Source organism: Protofrankia sp. Cj3 (assembly GCF_917627355.1).
In the GTDB taxonomy this organism is placed as follows: Bacteria; Actinomycetota; Actinomycetes; order Frankiales; family Frankiaceae; genus Protofrankia.
On record NZ_CAKJTR010000034.1, the window covers coordinates 9,811 to 26,744 of the forward strand.

Here is a 16,934-nt window from a genome sequence, read left to right on the forward strand (position 1 = left end):
GTCGCCTTCGCTCCTCGACTGGTAGGCGGTCAGCAGCGCCGCATACCCGGGCGAGGCAGCCATCAGCTCATGATGGCTGCCTCGCCCGGCCACCCGTCCTCGATCCAGGTACACGACCTCGTCAGCCAGCTCGATCGTTGCCCGCCGGTGCGCGACGACAACCACCGTGGACGCACCTGCCCGCTCCCGCAGGCCAGCGAGGATGGCGGCCTCGACCCGCGGGTCAACGCCGGATGTCGCGTCGTCGAGAACAAGCAGACGCGGCTGGCGGACCAGCGCCCGGGCCAAGGCGATCCGCTGCCGCTGCCCGCCGGACAGCGTGGTACCCCGTTCGCCGACCTGCGTGTCAAGACCGGCGGGCAGCGCCGCGACAAAGCGGTCCGCCTGTGCGCGAGCGAGCGCTTCCCACACTGCAGCGTCGTCCACGGCCACGCCGAGCGTGACGTTGCCGCGGACCGTGTCGTCGAACAGGAAGGCCTGCTGGGAAACCAGCGAGACGGTCGTGGTGACCGCACCGTCGGCGAGGTCCCGCAGATCGGCCCCGTCCATGCGGACCGCGCCAGCGTCAGGATCGTAGAGCCTGACCAGCAGGCCGGCCAACGTCGACTTCCCCGACCCGGTCCGTCCGGCCAGGGCCACCACGCGGCCAGCGGCGACATCGAAACTCACCGCGTCCAGCGCCGGGGCGCTCGACCCGGCCGGATCAACCGATCGCGGATAGGTGTAGGTGACAGCCGCCACAGTCAGCGTTGCCGGTCCGGCGGCGCTCAACGTCTTCGGTCCAAAGCCCTGTTCGCCGCGGGCGTCCAGTACCGCACGCACCCGGCCGTAGCCGACAACCGACCGAGGCAGCTCACCGAACACCCAGCCGATCGCCCGCAGCGGGAATGCCAGGACCGTGAACAGGTAGGCGACGCGTACCAGATCGCCGACATCGAGTGCGCCCGCGGCGATCCTGGCCGTACCGACCAGCAGGACCACGAGAACGCCGATGTTCGGCAACGCGTCCATCACCGGATCGAACAGGCCGCGCACCCGCCCGGCACGTATCATTGCCGCTTTGAGCTCGTCCGCTTTGCGCGCAAACCGGGCTGTCTCGGCGGCTTCCCGCCCCATTGCCTTGATCACAAGAGCACCATCGAACGACTCGTGTGCCACCGCGCTCACCTCCGCCCGCAGCTGCTGGGCGTGCGAGAGCAACGGCGAGACCTTCCGCCCGTAGATGATATTAATGACCCCAAAAAGCGGAAAAATGACACATCCAATGGCGGTCAACAACGGATCCGTCATGATCAATACCACCAGAGCGACAACAATCATGACTAGCACCCCCACCGCGAACGGCAGCGGAAGAACCGGAGCCCAGGCCGCCTCGACATCCGCGTTGGCATTGGACAGCAGCAGACCGGTCGAGTGGCGCTGATGCCACGACAGCGGCAGGCGCAGATACTGCCGAATCACCCGGCGGCGGTAGAGTGCCTGCAGCCGGAACGTCATCATCCCGCCGCCGAGCCGGCGCACGAACATGCCCACAGCCTTGGCAACGCCGACCGCGACCAGTGACACCACCGCGAGCGCGAGGCCGCCCACCGTCACCCGCCCGGCCGCGAGGGACGGCAGCAGGACTCTGTCGATGACCTCGCCGAGCACGATCGAACTCGCCACGGTCATAAAACCGAACAACGAACTGCCGGCAACCGCCAGGGCGAACGAGCGAGGTTCCTCGCGGATACCCATCCCAAGGACTGCCAGACCTTTGCGGATAACATCAGGTGAACCTGCGGAAACCAGCCGTGTCGATCCCGCCGGATCATTGGGCATGGTTCTCCTCTCGTCGCTCACTGCACCGCCGACGCTGGCACCACCCAGACGAATTGAAACCAAAAAAACAGCCCGCCACAACAAACTTAGAGCGACCGGCAATAGGGGACGCGGTGTCGCGGGGCTGGGGCACGCACCTCGCCGCCTTGCGCCGCCCGCGCCCCAACCCCATTCCTTGATCCACTCCCCTATTACCGGGCGCTCTTAGCCAGCATCCCGCTCCCATCGAACGCCCCCGCGACGTGCCACCCCACAATCATGCCGCTACCGCCTGGCGCCGCTGTATATCCGGCGCCCGCGTCGTTGGCTGCTGGCCCGCGCCCGGGGAGTGGTTATCGGCTGGCACCAACCATCGACCGGCACTACCTATCGGCTATCGGCTATCGGCTGGCACCGACCACCGGCTAGCATCGACTATCGCCGACGATCACATCGTCCACCCGGCAGATGTCCAATGAACGTCCAACAGCTGACATGGGTTCAGCGAACTGGTACCGCGGCGGTTCGCAGGGCGTCCTTGACGTCACCGATACGCAGGTGGCCGAAATGGAAGACGCTCGCGGCGAGCACCGCGTCCGCGCCCGCGCCCACTGCCCGGGGGAAGTCCCGGAGCGACCCGGCGCCGCCGCTGGCGATCACGGGCACGCGCACGGCCGCGCGGACAGCCTCGATCATCTCCAGGTCGTAGCCGTCCCCGGTCCCGTCCGCGTCCATCGAATTGAGCAGGATCTCCCCCGCGCCGAGCGCCACCGCCCGCGCCGCCCAGGCAACCGCGTCGATACCGGTGCCCTGCCGCCCACCGTGGGTTGTCACCTCGAACCGCGGGGCGCCTGGCTCGCGGGTACGACGGGCGTCCACCGACAGCACGACGCACTGGCTGCCGAACCGCAGCGCGCACTCCCGGACCAGCTCAGGGCGGGCGACCGCGGCGGTGTTGACACCGACCTTGTCCGCGCCGGCCCGCAACAGCCGGTCGACGTCGTCGGCGGAACGTACCCCACCGCCGACGGTCAACGGGATGAACACCTGCTCGGCGGTGCGCCGGACCACATCGTAGGTGGTCTCCCGGTTCCCGCTGGACGCGGTGATGTCGAGAAAGGCCAGTTCGTCAGCGCCCTCGGCGTCATACAGCTTCGCCATCTCCACCGGGTCACCAGCGTCACGCAGGTCAGTGAAGTTCACGCCCTTGACGACCCGCCCGGCGTCGACATCCAGACAGGGGATGACCCGGACCGCGACGGTCATCGAATAAACCTGTTCATCGGCTGGGCAGAGGCTGGCCCGCCGCTACCGCCAGCGCCGCGGGCAGGCTGAACGCGCCCGCGTACAGGGCCTTGCCGACAATGGCGCCCTCGACGCCCGCCACACCGGCTATCGCGGCGAGGTCGGCCAGCGACGACACCCCACCACTGGCGATCACGGGCCGGGAGGTCGCCGCGGTGACATCCCGCAGCAGGTCCAGGTTGGGCCCGCTGAGCATGCCGTCACGATGAACGTCGGTGACGACGTAGCGGGCGCACCCGTCGGCGTCGAGGCGGGCCAGCACGTCGAACAGCTCGCCGCCGTCACGGGTCCAGCCACGGGCGGACAGGGTCGTGCCGCGGACGTCGAGGCCGACGGCGATCCTGTCCCCGACCCGGCCGATGGCAGCCCGCACCCAGCCGGGGTTCTCCAGCGCGGCTGTGCCGATATTGACCCGGGCGGCGCCGGTCGCCAGCGCCGCGTCCAGCGAGGCGTCGTCCCGGATACCGCCGGAGAGCTCCACCGCCACGTCGACCGACCGAACCACCTCCGCGATCAGATCATGGTTCGAGCCACGGCCGAACGCCGCGTCGAGGTCGACGAGATGGATCCACTGGGCGCCGTCGCGCTGCCAGGCAAGCGCCGCATCGCGCGGGTCACCATAGGAGGTCTCGGTACCCGCCTCGCCCTGGACCAGGCGGACGGCCCGGCCGTCGGCCACATCCACGGCAGGCAGAAGGATCAGCGCCACGCCACACACCTTACGGGGTGCCGTGTCTGTCGGTTCCACCGGCGATCGCGGCAACCGGCAGCGAGCCCCGCCAGCGGCGCTGGCACAGCGAACCGCCCTTGCCCCACCACGGACCCACTGTGATCATTTCTCCGTGCTTCCTCTACTGGCAGGACTCCTCCGGATGCGCCCGACGACCGTCGGTTACCGTGCGTCCATACGTTTATGGACCACCGTTGTCGCTGGCAGCGCCCGGCGCTACACCGCCTACCGGTCCACCGTGGCCGCCGCTGTCTTCGCCACCGTTGTCACGGGCATCCTGCGCGCCCACATCGCACAGGCGGTGTGGCGAGAGACACCGAACCTGGCCGGCTACGACACCACCGGCGCGATCACATTCATGATTGTCGGACAGGGCGTGGGCGTGTGCGTGGCCGTCTTCGGTGGGGTGATCGACCTGCCGTACCGGATCCGCACCGGCGACGTGGTTGTCGACATCGCCCGGCCGGTCGGGTTCGTGCGATGGTGGTTCGGTCACGAGATCGGCCGGGTCTGGGTCTACCTGCTCACCCGAGCAATGCCCGCGGTCGCCGTGTGCGCGGCGGTCTTCCGGCTGCGGTTGCCGTCAACCGCGTCGCGCTGGGCCGCGTTCGCCCTGAGCCTCACGCTGGCTGTGCTGGTCAGCTTCGGCCTCCGGTACCTGGTCGCGCTCAGCGCCTTCTGGCTGGCCGACGACCGCGGTGTACAGGCGGTGGCCGCGCTGGCCTCGCTCTTCTTCTCCGGTTCGGTCCTCCCGCTTACGATCATCCCTGGGGTGTTCGGCGCCCTCGCGCGCATCACGCCGTTCGCCGCGACCGTCCAGGTACCGATGGATGTCTACCTCGGCCGGGTGGCAGGCGCCGGCCTCGGCACGGCGTTCGCCTTCCAGGCCGGCTGGGCGGTGCTGCTGCTGGCCGCCGGCCGGGCGCTGACCGCGCTCGCGCTGCGCCGGGTGGTGATACAGGGTGGCTGACCGGCTGCGCGCGGTACGGGACGGGTTCGGGCACTACGTGCTGTTTGTCGGCGTGGCGTTCCGCTCGGCGTGGCAGTACCGGACGTCGCTGGTCCTGCTGACGATGGCCGAGACGCTCGCGACCGCCCTGGACTTCGCCGCGATCGGGATCGTCTTTGCCAACGTGGCCCACCTGCGGGATTTCGCTCTCGCCGAGGTCGCCTTCCTCTACGCGACGTCCGCGACCGCGTTCGCGTTGGCCGAATGCGTGCTCGGCCAGCTCGACCGGATCGGCTGGCAGATCCGGGACGGGAAAATGGACGCTGTCCTCACCCGTCCGGTATCGCCGCTGGTGCAGGCGGCGACCAGCGAGTTCTCGCCACAACGGGTCGGCCGGCTGGCCCAGCCCGCCGCTGTGCTCGCGCTGTCGCTCGCGGCTCTCGACCTCCGCTGGACCCCCGGGCGGATCATCCTGATCCCGCTGATGGTCGCCGGCGGCGCGCTGATCGCCGGCTCGTTGATCGTCACTGGCTGTGCGTGGCTGTTCGTCGCGCCGGACGCCTCCATGGCCGTGGCCGCCGCCCGTCAGGGCGCGGGCCTTGCCACCCAGTATCCGATGACGATCTACAGCAGGCACCTGCTGGTCCTGCTGACCTTCGTCGTGCCGGTGGCGTTCGTGAACTGGCAGCCCGCGCTGTACGTCCTGGCCCGGCCCGATCCCCTCGGGCTGCCGACCGCCGCGCGTTTCCTGGCCCCGGTGGTGGCGGCGCTCGCCGTGGCCGGTGCGGCCTGGGCCTGGCGGGCCGGCATCCGCCACTACCGCAGCACCGGCAGTTAGAGCGCGTTTGAGATCGTCATTCCGGCTCACCGCGTCCAGCTGCCCCCTGGCCGCGGCTCACTGATTGAAAGCCTGATCTCAAACACGCTCTCCGGGGCGTGTCTGATGGATGTTCGATCGCGCGGATCGATGCCCTGGCCCGCCGATTACCCAGGCCTCAGGTCCCCGCGACGCTGTCGGAGTCCGGTGCCGAGTAGGCGCGGCCCTTCCAGGCCGCGCCCCGGCCCCGGTGGTGCGCCCGAGCCGAGTCCACGGTCATGATCATATAAAGGGCCGCGACCGCGGGGAGGGTCAGGACGACGGGCATGGGCTGGCGGTAGTACCGGATCATCGGGAGGTAGGTCACCGTCATCAGCACCCAGGCGCCGAGCCCGGCGGCACCGGCGACAGCCGCGGCAACGCCGCCGGCACCGGTGGCCAGCTCAGCCAGACCGGCCACGGCCGCCAGTGGTGGGACGAGGTAGGCCAGCACGAGCCCGGTGACCGTGGCCGCAAGCAGCATGGGGGAATGGCGCAGCTGGGTGTACGCGCTGCGGGCAACCATCTTCCACAGGTCCGCAAGCCGCGGGTAGGGCCGGACGCTGCGCACACCGCAGGGGCCGTGGTCAGCGAGCCCCAACCAGGTCCGGCCGCCGGCCCGCTTGACCGCTCTGGCCAGCGAGCAGTCGTCGATCACCGCGCCGGAGATGGCGGCCAGCCCACCGGCGCGTTCCAGCGCGGCCCGGCGCATGAGCACACACCCGCCAGCGGCGGCCGACGTCCTCGCGCCCGGCCGGTTGGCTCGACGGAACGGATAGAGCTGGGCGAAGAAATAGACAAACGCCGGGACGATGATCCTTTCCCAGCGGTTCTGGGTGCGTAGCACCGCCATCAGCGACGTGAGGTCAAGCCCGTACGTGGTGGCGTGGCCGACCAGCCGGAGGACCGAATCCGGCCCGTGAGCGATGTCCGCGTCGGTGAACAGCAGCCAGTTCACATCCGCTGGCACAGCGCGCAGCCCCTGTTCCAGCGCCCATACCTTGCCGACCCAGCCAGCCGGCCGCGGCTGGCTGGTGATGACCGTCAGCTCCACCCCGCCGGCGGCCTGCCGGCCAAGGTCACGGGCAACATCAGCGGTGCCGTCATCGCTGGCGTCGTCGACGAGCACGACCCGCAGCGGACCCGGGTAACGCTGACCAAGCAGGGACGGCAGGCTGTGCGGAAGCATCTCGGCCTCGTCCCGGGCGGGCACGATCACGGTGACCGCGGGCCAGCCCCCCGGCGGCTCCGCTCCGCCTCGTGCCCGGGAATCGTGCGCGTCAAGGCGCGTGTCGGTGCACCAGAACATTCCATGGCCACCCAGCAGCACCAACCAAACCAAAAGAGAACAAAGCGCGCAAGCTGCCAACGTTATCACGTAAGCCAGCCTCGCAGATTGCGCCCGCTCCGCCGGTCAGCAGCGCCGGACTGAGACGACAATACCGCCGCTCCCCGCCCGGAAGAATCGGCATTCTCCCCACCATGTCACCGAATTCGGAAATTATCACTGCCGCCGGGAAATAGCGGGTTCCAGGCGAATCACGATGGACTTGGACGTGGGAGTGTTGCTGACTCTGGCGGTGCTGTCCAAGGGCACCAGCACATTCGTCTCCGGGAAATAGGCGGCGGCGCAGCCAGCCGCGGTCGGGTACGCCACCACCCGGAAGTCCGGCGCGCGCCGGGCCACTCCGTCCACCCACTCGCTGACCAGGTCGACCTGGTCACCGTCGGCAATGGCCAGCGCGGCGAGGTCGTCGGGGTTGACGAACACGACCCGGCGGCCGTGGCGGACGCCGCGGTACCGGTCGTCCAGCCCGTAGATCGTGGTGTTGAACTGGTCGTGCGAACGGACCGTCTGCAACAGCAGCCGGCCGGCTGGGACGCGCAGCACGTCCAGGGTGTTGACGGTGAACCGGGCCCGTCCGGTCACGGTCGGGAAGGTCCGGGAATCACGCGGCGGGTGCGGCAGGACGAACCCACCGGGCCGCGCGGCCTTCACCTCGAAGTCCGCACAGCCGGGAACGACCCGGCCGATATGCGCGCGGACGCGGCCGTAGTCAGCGGCGAGCCCCTCCCAGTCGACGGCGACACGCTCGCCCAGCGTCGCCCGAGCCAGCCCACAGATGATCGCCATTTCCGAACGCAGCGACGCCGAGGCCGGCGCGAGGTTCCCCCGGGAGGCGTGCACCGCGCTCATCGAGTCCTCAACCGTGACGAACTGCGGCCCACCGGCCTGCACGTCGATCTCGGTGCGGCCGAGGGCCGGCAGGATGAGCGCCCGCTGACCGGTGACGGTGTGCGAGCGGTTCAGCTTCGTCGACACCTGGACACTCAGGCGCAACCGCCGCATCGCGGCCTCGGTGACCGAGCTGTCCGGGGTGGCCGCGACGAAGTTCCCGCCGAGCGCGGTGAACACCTTCACCCGGCCGTCCCGCATCGCCCGCACCGTGTCGACCACGTCGAGGCCGGGCGCGCGCGGGGGGCCGAAACCGAACTCCGCGGCCAGCCGGTCGAGAAAGACCGGCGGTGGCTTCTCCCAGATGCCCATGGTCCGGTCGCCCTGGACGTTGCTGTGCCCGCGCACCGGGCACACCCCAGCGCCGGGACGGCCGATGTTGCCACGCAGCAGCAGGAAGTTGACGATCTCCCGGATCGTGGGGACGGAGTCGCGGTGCTGGGTGAGCCCCATGGCCCAGCAGACAATGATCTTCTCCGAGTCCAGCACCAGCCGCACGACCTGGTCGATCTCGGCGTCGGCGAGGCCCGTGGCGGCCCGCACGTCGGCCGCGGACAGCTTGCGCAGCCACGCGGCCATCTCGGTGAAACCGTCGGTGTGGGCGTCGATGAACGCCCGGTCGAGCACCCGGCCTGGTCGCGCCTCCTCCGCGGCCAGCAACCGAGCGTTGATCGCTTGGAACAGGGCCAGGTCACCACCGATCCGGATCCGCAGAAACCGATCGGCCAGCACGATCCCGGCGCCGAGGGCACCACTGGGGCGCTGCGGGTTGCGGAAGCGCAGCAGACCCGCCTCGGGCAGCGGGTTGACCGCGACGATGCGTGTGCCCGCGCGTTTCGCCGCCTCCAGCGCGGTGAGCATCCGCGGATGGTTCGTGCCCGGGTTCTGCCCCACAACAAAAATCAGATCGGCTTTGGCGAAATCGTCGAGGCTCACGCTGCCCTTGCCCACGCCGATCGTCTCGGTCAGCGCCGCTCCGGACGACTCGTGGCACATGTTCGAGCAGTCCGGCAGGTTGTTCGTGCCAAACGCCCGGACGAAAAGCTGGTAGGTGAAGGCGGCCTCGTTACTGGTCCGCCCGGATGTGTAGAAGGCGGCTTCATCGGGGCTGTCGAGCGCCCGCAGCTCGTCGGCGACGATCGCGAACGCGTCATCCCAGCTCACCGGAAGGTAGTGGGCATCCCCGGCCGCCTTGTACATCGGCTCGGTGAGGCGGCCCTGCTGACCCAGCCAGTAGCCGCTGCGGGCGGCGAGCTCATCGACGGAGTGCTCGGCGAAGAAGGCGGGGGTGATCCGCCGCAGGGTCGCCTCCTCGGCGACGGCCTTGGCACCGTTCTCGCAGAACTCGGCCGTGTGCCGGTGGCCGGGGGCGGCCTCCGGCCAGGCGCATCCGGGGCAGTCGAAACCGTTGACCTGGTTCAGCGCGAGCAGCGAGCGGGCTCCACGGCGGACCCCCAACTGGTCACGGACGTGCGCCATCGCATGCAGCACGCCGGGTATGCCGGCGGCCGACGGCGCGGGAGCGCCGACGATGATCCCGTCCTCGCCGGGGTCCTCTCGTGGGGCGTCACGTACCATCGTCGGAGTCCTCTCCCGCTGAACCGCGGCTCATCGCGTACCGCTGTTGGTCGCGCCGTTGGTGGTCGAGGCGCCGCCGCTCGTCGAGGCGGCGCTGTCAGCCAGCGGGCCGGCGATGCGATGCGCGCCGGTGTAGACGTTCATCGAGTCACCGCGGACGAACCCGACCAGCGTCATCCCGCTCTCCTCGGCCAGCTCAGCCGCGAGCGACGACGGCGCGGACACCGCGACGAGCGCGGGTATCCCAGCCAGCAGCGCCTTCTGGGCAAGCTCGAACGACGCGCGGCCGCTGACCACCAGAACCCGCTCGCGCAACGGCAGCTGACCGTCACGTACCGCCCAGCCGATGGCCTTGTCGACCGCGTTGTGCCGGCCCACGTCCTCCCGGACCACCAACAGGTTCCCGTCGGCGTCGGCGATCGCGGCCGCGTGCAGCCCACCGGTGACGGCAAAGACCTTCTGCTCGGCGCGCAGCCGGTCGGGCAGCACGAGCAGCACGTCCGGACGCAGTACCAGCGGGTCATCGGCCACCGTGTACCGGCTGCGCATCCGGACCCCGTCGATGCTGGTCCTCCCACACAGCCCGCAGGAGCTGCTGGTGTAGAAGGCGCGTTCGATACTGACGTCCGGCAACGCGACAGCCGGGGCCAGAGTGATATCGAGCACGTTGTAGGTCTGGCCGCCACCAGCCTGGCTCTCCGGGACCTGCCTCTCGGGGGCCTGGTGAGCGCCGGAGGGGTCGCCGCCGATGACATCACTACGTGCACCAACACAGTAACGCATCGCTGTGACATCCGCCCCGCCGCCGATGATCCCCTCGCCGACGAGAAAACCGAGGGCCAGGTCGACGTCGTGTCCGGGCGTGCGCATGGTGACGGCCAACGGCCTACCGCCCACCCGCAGCTCCAGCGGCTCCTCACCGGCCAGGCTGTCGGCCCGCGTCCCTCGCTCACCGTCAGCTGAGATCCGCACGACCCGTCTGCGTGCCGTCACCCGTCCCACACCGACCACACTGCCCCACGCGTCCCGCTGTGGCCAGTAGCCGGACCCCGCGCGCACCCTTTCACCGGGAGCGGGCCAGGACCACTCGTCGGCTCGGGGTGTCGGCGCCGCCCGGTAGGGTGATCGGCCATGCCAGCGCAACCGTTGCGGGAACTCGTCGAGCCAGGCTGGGCACGGGCCCTGGAGCCGGTGGCCGAGCGGATCACAGCCATGGGGGACTTCCTGCGCGCGGAGATCGCGGCGGGACGCACCTACCTTCCCGCCGGCCCAAACGTCCTACGGGCCTTCCAACAGCCCTTCGACGAGGTGCGGGTACTGATCGTCGGGCAGGATCCCTACCCGGCCCCGGGGGTGGCCATCGGGTACAGCTTCGCGGTCGCGCCCGACGTGCGCAGGCTCCCCGGCAGCCTGGAGAACATCTTCCAGGAGCTGTGCGCGGACGTCGACGTGCCCAGGCCCGCGAACGGCGACCTGACGCCATGGACGCGGCAGGGCGTACTACTGCTGAACAGAGCCCTGACAACGGCGCCCCGGCAGCCCGGCTCGCACCGGGGCAAGGGCTGGGAGGAGGTCACCGAGCAGGCGATCCGGGCACTGGCCGGCCGAGGCAAGCCCCTCGTCGCGATCCTGTGGGGCGCGGACGCGCGTAGCCTGAAACCCTTCCTCGACGGCGTCCCCACGATCGAGTCCGCCCACCCCTCACCTCGCTCCGCCGACCGCGGCTTCTTCGGATCCCGGCCGTTCAGCCGGGCCAACGACCTCCTGCTCCGCCAGGGAGCTCAGCCCGTCGACTGGCGCCTCCCATAACCGGATGGCCTTCCACGGGCACGCCCTGGCCCCCGCACCCCGGGTGGACATCGCGGCTCACGGGAAGCCGTGCACAGCACGGCGAATGTTCCTGTCCGGGGCGACTGAACCGTCTACCGATCGGTAGACTAGATGGTATGGCCATGACAACAATCAAGGTTGATACGGCCGTCCGGGACCGGCTGGCCTCCCTCGCCAGCGACCGCGGGACCACGATGGGCCGCATGCTCGCCGAGGTCGCGGACCGGCTCGAACGTGAGGCCTTCTTCGCGCGTGCCCGCGTGCAGCTCGACGAGCTCCGCGCCGCCGACCCGGCGGAGTGGGAGCGCGACCGGGCCGAGTCGGGCGCCTGGCAACGCGGCACCGACTCCGACGCGCTCGCGCTGCACGACGCACCCGGATGGTGGGAGTGACGGCGGTCCGCACCGGAGAGATCTGGCTCGCCACTCTCGACCCCGTGGTCGGCCATGAACAGGGCGGACGGCGCCCGGTCGTGGTCGTCTCGGCCGACGGGTTGCACAGCCTCCCCATCGGCATGGCCATCGTCGTCCCGCTCACCGGGACCGACCGCCATCTGGTGACCCAGCCCCGCCTCGCCGGGCCGGCGACCGGGCTGAGCAGGCCGAGCTTCGCGCGCCCGGAGGACACCCGGGCCATCGACACCTCCAGGCTGGTGCGGCGGCTCGGGACCACGAGCGCCGAGGACCTCGCGGCCGTTCGCAAGGTCCTGCGCTACTTCCTCGATCTTTGAGACGTTCCCGGGGCGTTGGCGAGTGCGAGCTGTTCCGGGTTCGGCCTCGCCGCCCGCGTCCGCGTCGGGGAGAACCGCGACGCCGAGGCCGCTTCCGTCCTGGTTGCTCAGGTGCGCGGCTGGCGAACGCCTGTTTGATCTGCGCGCGGGCGGCACGGAGTACCGTGGAGATAGTTGAAGGCTCAACAGCACCGCACCGGCCAGCGCCGAGGGGCACCAGGAGAAGATCATGGGTATCCACCGTCTCAACCACGTCGTCCTCTATGTCCGGGACGTCGCGCGCACGGCTGCCTTCTACACCGATGTCCTCGATTTCGAGAGCCTGCTAGTGCTGCCCGGGAAGGCCGCGTTCCTGCGGGCGCCGGACTCCACCAACGACCACGACATCGGCGTGTTCCAGATCGGCGCGGCCGCCGGCGCGTCGCAGGCAGGGCGTTCGACCGTGGGCATGTACCACATCGCGTGGGAGATCGGCACCCTCGCCGAGCTCGAGGCGACCGCGCACCGGCTCGCCGAGGCCGGTGCGCTGGTCGGCGCGTCCGACCACGGCACGACCAAGAGCCTGTACGCACACGATCCGGACGGTCTGGAGTTCGAGGTCGTCTGGCTGGTCCCCGCGCACCTGCTCGACGGGGCAGCGGTCACGGCCAAGACCAGCATCCGGCCGCTTGACCTCGCCACGGAGAAGGCACGCTACGGTGCGGACACGCGTGGCGGTCTGGGCGTCTCCATCCCCATCGGAGTCACCGTCTGAGCCGGAGCCGGCAGCTGCGGATCCGGTGACCGCGAGCCATGAAGCTGCCGGGGAACCGACGGCTCGCCGCCTCGCGTCTGTGTCTGTTCCTGTGTCTGGGTCTGGGTCTGGGTCTGGGTCTGGGTCTGACCGGGTGCCAGCAGGTGACGGCTCACCCATTCAACGGCCTCCCGGACAAACACCGTGCGGTTGCCAAGACCCATGATCTCGTGTCCCTCGCCCTCGAAGAGCAGGAACCGGCAGTCCACCCCCCGCGCCGTCGCCGCGGCGACGGTCTGCTCGGCTTCGATCACCGGGACGTTGGTGTCGTTAGCGCCGTGCACGACCAGCAGCGGCGCGGCCAGGCGATCCATCCGGCGCAGCGGGGAAAGCTCCCACAGCAGCACGGCATCACGCACGGGGTCGCCGTACTTGGTCACCGCGGGGCCGGCGATCCACGGTTCGGTGTGCGCGAAGAACGTGGCGAAATCCACCATCCCGCAGATGTCGACCCCCACGCGGAACAGCTCCGGGTAGGTGACCAGCGCGGCGAGCGTCAGGTATCCCCCGTAGGAACGGCCCGCGACGCCGACCCGCCCACTGTCGGCAATACCCGCCTCGACCAGATATTTCACGCAGGAAGCGACGTCGGCGATCCCGTCGAAGCGACGGCCGTGGTCGTCGGCGCCCGCGAAGGAACGGCCGTAGCCCGCCGACCCGCGCACATTCGGGGCGAACACGGCGATCCCGCGGGTGACCAGTGCCTGGAACAGCGGGGTGAAGGTGGGACGTTCCTGCGCCTCGGGCCCACCGTGGAAGAACAGCAGGGTGGGATAGGGGCCGAGCTCGCCCTGCGGGCGGTACAGCCAGCCGGACAGCTCCAGCCCGTCGTGCGCGCGCAACCGGTGCGGTACCGGGCGGACCAGCCTGGTCCGGGAACGGGCCGGGGGAGGCAGCACCGCCTCGGCAGCCGCCCCGGCGGTGGGGTCCGCGTTGCCGTCCAGATCGGCGACGGAGGCGAGCGCGGGCGCGGGGAAGGCGGTGGGGGCGTCAGAGACCATACATCGGTAACCGGTCGCGTCCGCCCCGAAATCGTAGGTCCACAACTCGCCAGGGACGGTCGAACCGACCAGGGCCAGCAGCAGACCACGGCCCCCGTCACGGACGAGCAGGCTGCCCGCGACGTCCCTCGGCAGAGGCGGGAGGCCCAGCCGGCTGCCCGAGCCCAGATCGACCAGGTCCAGGACGGTCCGCCCGTCCACGTTCCACGCCAGCACCGCGACCGGCCGTCCCCTGCACACGCCGGGCGCGGCGGCGTTGGGCACACCATCGGGAAGCAGCGCGAACCGTTCCAGGTCGGCGTCATCGCGGGCTGCCACGACCTCGGTGGCCCGTTGGGTCCCGTCGTCCGCGAGGGTTACCGCCAGCAGCGCGGCACGTTCGCGACCGGCATCGGAGAGCAGGTAGACGAGCTTCCCGGCGCCCGCGGCCACGCCCGCCGGGCCGAACCGGCCGAGCCCGACCGTGCCGGCTCCGTCCAACAGCGGGTGGCAGCGCCCGGTGACGCAGTCGACGAGGATGAGCCGGCGGACCCCTCGCGGGCCGTCCCGGAGCAGCAGCCGGTACCCGGTCGCGGTGTCGCCGTCGATGTCGCAGATGGCGAGCGCCTGGCCCGCGGCCAGGTGCTCGCGCCGCCCCGTTACGGGGTCGACAAGCAGGGCGTGGGTCATGCCCGACCGGACGGACTCGCAGATCGCGAGCGCGGTGCCGTCCGGTGTCCACCGGCCGAGCCCGGCGGCGCTCGCCGTACCGGCCTCCGAGCCGGTGGACGCATGGGGGCTTACGGCGGGATGCCAGCCGCCAGCGAGGCGACGCAGCCCACTGCCATCGGGACGGACGACCCGGACCTCGGTGTGCTCGCCGCCGCCGGGCGCCACCACGACAGCGATCCACCCGCCATCCGGCGACCAGAGCACCGACCGGACATGTCCGGCGCCGGTGTCCAGCGGCTGCTGCCTGCCGGTCGCGTCGCGCAACCATAGCCGCGGGGTGCCGTCCCGGTCGCTGACATAGGCGATCATGCCCGCGGGCCCCAGGCTCGGCGACGAACAGCTCGCCGCCGCCACCCAGTCATCCACAAGATCACCGGGGCCGGGACTGGCGCTGGCGCCGGTGCCGGCTACGTCGAACGGCCGTGGCTCGGCCGGGAACCAGTCCGTCATCATGCCACCCCCTGGGTCTGCAGCCACATCTCCAACAGCGCGGCCTGCCAGAGCGCGTTCGCGCCGAGAGTGGTCCGGTTGTCGTTCGGCGCGGCCAGCATGGCCTCGACCCACTCGGCGCGGAACAGGCCGCGGGCCTTGGCGACCGGGTCACTGAGCGATTCCCGGACCAGGTCCAGATAGGAACCGGACAGGTGCCGGATCGCCGGGACCGGGAAGTAGCCCTTGGGCCGGTCGATGACCTCAACCGGCATGATCGGCCGGCCGACCGCCTTGAGCACTCCCTTGCCGCCCGCGGCGAGTTTCAGCTTGGGCGGGCAGGCCGCCGCGAGCTCGACGAGCTCATGGTCGAGGAACGGGGTACGCGCCTCCAGACCGGCGGCCATGGTCATGTTGTCGACCCGCTTGACCGGATCTTCCACCAGCATGACCGTCGAGTCGATGCGCAGTGCCGCGTCCACAGCGGTCGACGCGCCGGGCTCGGCGAAGTGGGTGGCGACAAATGCCCGGCTGACATCGGTGTCAAGGAGGTAGTCCGGCTCGACCATGGCCTCGAGCGCGCCGTGCGGCCGGTCCGCGAACACCCGCAGATAGTCCTCGACCGCCTCGCCGCGTTCGACGCCAGCCAGCGGCGGGTACCAGGAGTAGCCGGCAAACACCTCGTCCGCGCCCTGCCCGGACTGGACGACCTTCAGATGGCGGGAGACCTCCTGCGACAGCAGCTGGAAGGCGACGCAGTCATGGCTGACCATCGGCTCGCTCATCGCCTCGACCGTCGACTCGATCGCGGGCAGCAGCCGGTTACCAGCGACCCGGATCTGGTGATGATCGGTACCGAAGTGGCTCGCGATGACGTCGGAGTAGCTGAACTCGTCCCCGGACTCGCCGCCGGCCGCCTCGAATCCGACGCTGAACGTCGCGAGGTTCTCCTGCCCGGCCTCCGCGAGCAGCGCCACGATCAGACTGGAGTCAAGCCCCCCGGACAGCAGCACCCCGACCCCGACGTCGGCGACCATGCGCCGGCGCACCGCGGTACGCAGCCGCTCACCGATCGCGTCCCGCCAGTCCGCCGCCGACCAGCCCTCGTACGCCGGGTCACGGGCGAAACTCGGATGCCAGTACAGCTCGTCGACGCTCGAGCCGTCCGCATCGATGATCCTCACGGTGGCCGCCGGCAGCTTGCGCACGGCGGCGAGGATCGTGCGCGGCGCCGGCACGACCGAGTGGAAGGACAGGTAGTGGTGCAACGCGACCAGATCGATATCGCCGCTGATCCCGCCGCTCGCGAGCAGCGCGGGCAACGTCGAGGCGAAGCGGACGCGGGTGGTGTCCGCCGTCACGTAGAGCGGCTTGATCCCCAGCCGGTCACGGCCGAGGACGAGCCGCCCGGTGTCGCGCTCGTGGATGGCAAAGGCGAACATCCCGACGAAGTGGTCCACACACCGGACACCCCAGCGGTGATAGGCCTTACCGATCACCTCGGTGTCGGAGGCCGAGAAGAAACGATAGCCCTGGGCGGCAAGCTCGCCGCGAAGTTCGCGGTAGTTGTAGATACAGCCGTTGAAGACGGTCGCGAGACCGAGCTCGCTGTCGATCATCGGTTGCGAACCGCGCTCCGACAGATCAATGATCTTCAGGCGGCGATGGCCGAACGCGACCGGCCCGGACGCCCACACGCCGCTGGCGTCCGGGCCGCGCGGCCGCATCCGGTCAGCCATCCTCGCCACCGCGTCCACATCGGCCGCGGCACCGTCGAACCGCAGTTCCCCGCTCAGACCGCACATGCTCGCTCCTGTCGGTCGTTTCATCGGTTTCGCGGTGGGCCAACGGTGGCGCGATCATCCGCCTGCCGTGCCACCGGCGGCCCAGGCCCCAGGCCCCAGATCCCAGGCCGCTCGACGGCGTGGCTACCACCATCGGCGCCCGGCGTTTCCAGAAGATGACGTCACCATTACGAACAGTAAT

Annotated in this window: 14 protein-coding genes; 6 read left to right on the top strand and 8 right to left on the bottom strand. The window is 70.3% G+C overall.

Features of this window, described 5'->3' with window-relative positions; translation table 11 throughout:
• The 3 genes from MJ783_RS06950 to priA form a co-directional block, all read right to left on the bottom strand.
• The coding region (locus MJ783_RS06950; protein ID WP_239309337.1) for an ABC transporter ATP-binding protein at nt 1-1,821 on the bottom strand (1,821 nt) is incomplete at its 3' end.
• A gap of 480 nt (nt 1,822-2,301) precedes the next feature.
• Nucleotides 2,302-3,066, bottom strand: coding sequence for an imidazole glycerol phosphate synthase subunit HisF (hisF, locus tag MJ783_RS06955; protein WP_239309338.1), 765 nt, complete (start codon nt 3,064-3,066; stop codon nt 2,302-2,304).
• A gap of 13 nt (nt 3,067-3,079) precedes the next feature.
• The gene (gene priA / locus MJ783_RS06960; RefSeq protein ID WP_239309339.1) at nt 3,080-3,814 is read right to left on the bottom strand and encodes a bifunctional 1-(5-phosphoribosyl)-5-((5-phosphoribosylamino)methylideneamino)imidazole-4-carboxamide isomerase/phosphoribosylanthranilate isomerase PriA; all 735 of its coding nucleotides are present in this window, start codon (nt 3,812-3,814) and stop codon (nt 3,080-3,082) included.
• Nucleotides 3,815-3,977: 163 nt separating this feature from the next.
• Here priA and MJ783_RS06965 point away from each other — a divergent pair, with 163 nt between their 5' ends.
• Together MJ783_RS06965 and MJ783_RS06970 are read left to right on the top strand one after the other, a co-directional pair.
• A complete protein-coding gene (locus MJ783_RS06965; protein WP_239309340.1) occupies nt 3,978-4,805 on the top strand; it encodes an ABC-2 family transporter protein in 828 nt (275 codons plus the stop codon).
• Nucleotides 4,798-5,622 (top strand): ABC transporter permease, encoded by an 825-nt coding sequence (locus tag MJ783_RS06970; RefSeq protein WP_239309341.1) that lies wholly within the window; start codon nt 4,798-4,800, stop codon nt 5,620-5,622. Before MJ783_RS06965 ends, MJ783_RS06970 begins: the two co-directional genes overlap by 8 nt.
• 157 nt (nt 5,623-5,779) lie before the next feature.
• Here MJ783_RS06970 and MJ783_RS06975 read toward each other — a convergent pair whose 3' ends face one another.
• The 3 genes from MJ783_RS06975 to fdhD all read right to left on the bottom strand — a co-directional run bounded on the left by MJ783_RS06975 (nt 5,780) and on the right by fdhD (nt 10,456).
• A complete protein-coding gene (locus MJ783_RS06975) occupies nt 5,780-6,949 on the bottom strand; it encodes a glycosyltransferase (RefSeq protein ID WP_239309342.1) in 1,170 nt (389 codons plus the stop codon).
• 195 nt (nt 6,950-7,144) lie between these two features.
• Nucleotides 7,145-9,454 (bottom strand): FdhF/YdeP family oxidoreductase, encoded by a 2,310-nt coding sequence (locus MJ783_RS06980; RefSeq protein ID WP_239309343.1) that lies wholly within the window; start codon nt 9,452-9,454, stop codon nt 7,145-7,147.
• Between the two features lie 30 nt (nt 9,455-9,484).
• The gene (gene fdhD / locus MJ783_RS06985; RefSeq protein ID WP_239309357.1) at nt 9,485-10,456 is read right to left on the bottom strand and encodes a formate dehydrogenase accessory sulfurtransferase FdhD; all 972 of its coding nucleotides are present in this window, start codon (nt 10,454-10,456) and stop codon (nt 9,485-9,487) included.
• A gap of 129 nt (nt 10,457-10,585) precedes the next feature.
• Between fdhD and MJ783_RS06990 the strand changes: the two genes are divergently transcribed.
• The 4 genes from MJ783_RS06990 (at nt 10,586) to MJ783_RS07005 (ending at nt 12,768) form a co-directional block, all read left to right on the top strand.
• Nucleotides 10,586-11,263, top strand: coding sequence for a uracil-DNA glycosylase (locus MJ783_RS06990; protein ID WP_239309344.1), 678 nt, complete (start codon nt 10,586-10,588; stop codon nt 11,261-11,263).
• 143 nt (nt 11,264-11,406) lie between these two features.
• Complete coding sequence (locus MJ783_RS06995; RefSeq protein ID WP_239309345.1) at nt 11,407-11,676, top strand: hypothetical protein; 270 nt, start codon at nt 11,407-11,409, stop codon at nt 11,674-11,676.
• Nucleotides 11,664-12,014, top strand: coding sequence for a type II toxin-antitoxin system PemK/MazF family toxin (locus MJ783_RS07000; protein WP_239309346.1), 351 nt, complete (start codon nt 11,664-11,666; stop codon nt 12,012-12,014). The genes MJ783_RS06995 and MJ783_RS07000 overlap by 13 nt, the downstream gene beginning before the upstream one ends.
• Nucleotides 12,015-12,243: 229 nt before the next feature.
• The gene (locus tag MJ783_RS07005; RefSeq protein WP_239309347.1) at nt 12,244-12,768 is read left to right on the top strand and encodes a VOC family protein; all 525 of its coding nucleotides are present in this window, start codon (nt 12,244-12,246) and stop codon (nt 12,766-12,768) included.
• Here the strand turns inward: MJ783_RS07005 and MJ783_RS07010 are convergent.
• Together MJ783_RS07010 and MJ783_RS07015 are read right to left on the bottom strand one after the other, a co-directional pair.
• Entirely contained in the window at nt 12,708-14,972 is a 2,265-nt protein-coding gene (locus MJ783_RS07010) for a prolyl oligopeptidase family serine peptidase (RefSeq protein ID WP_239309348.1), read from the bottom strand. The two genes, MJ783_RS07005 and MJ783_RS07010, sit on opposite strands and share 61 nt — an antisense overlap.
• Nucleotides 14,969-16,753: an N-acetylglutaminylglutamine amidotransferase gene (locus MJ783_RS07015; protein WP_239309349.1), complete on the bottom strand. Its 1,785-nt coding sequence runs from the start codon at nt 16,751-16,753 to the stop codon at nt 14,969-14,971. The genes MJ783_RS07010 and MJ783_RS07015 overlap by 4 nt, the downstream gene beginning before the upstream one ends.
• Nucleotides 16,754-16,934 lie beyond the last annotated feature (181 nt).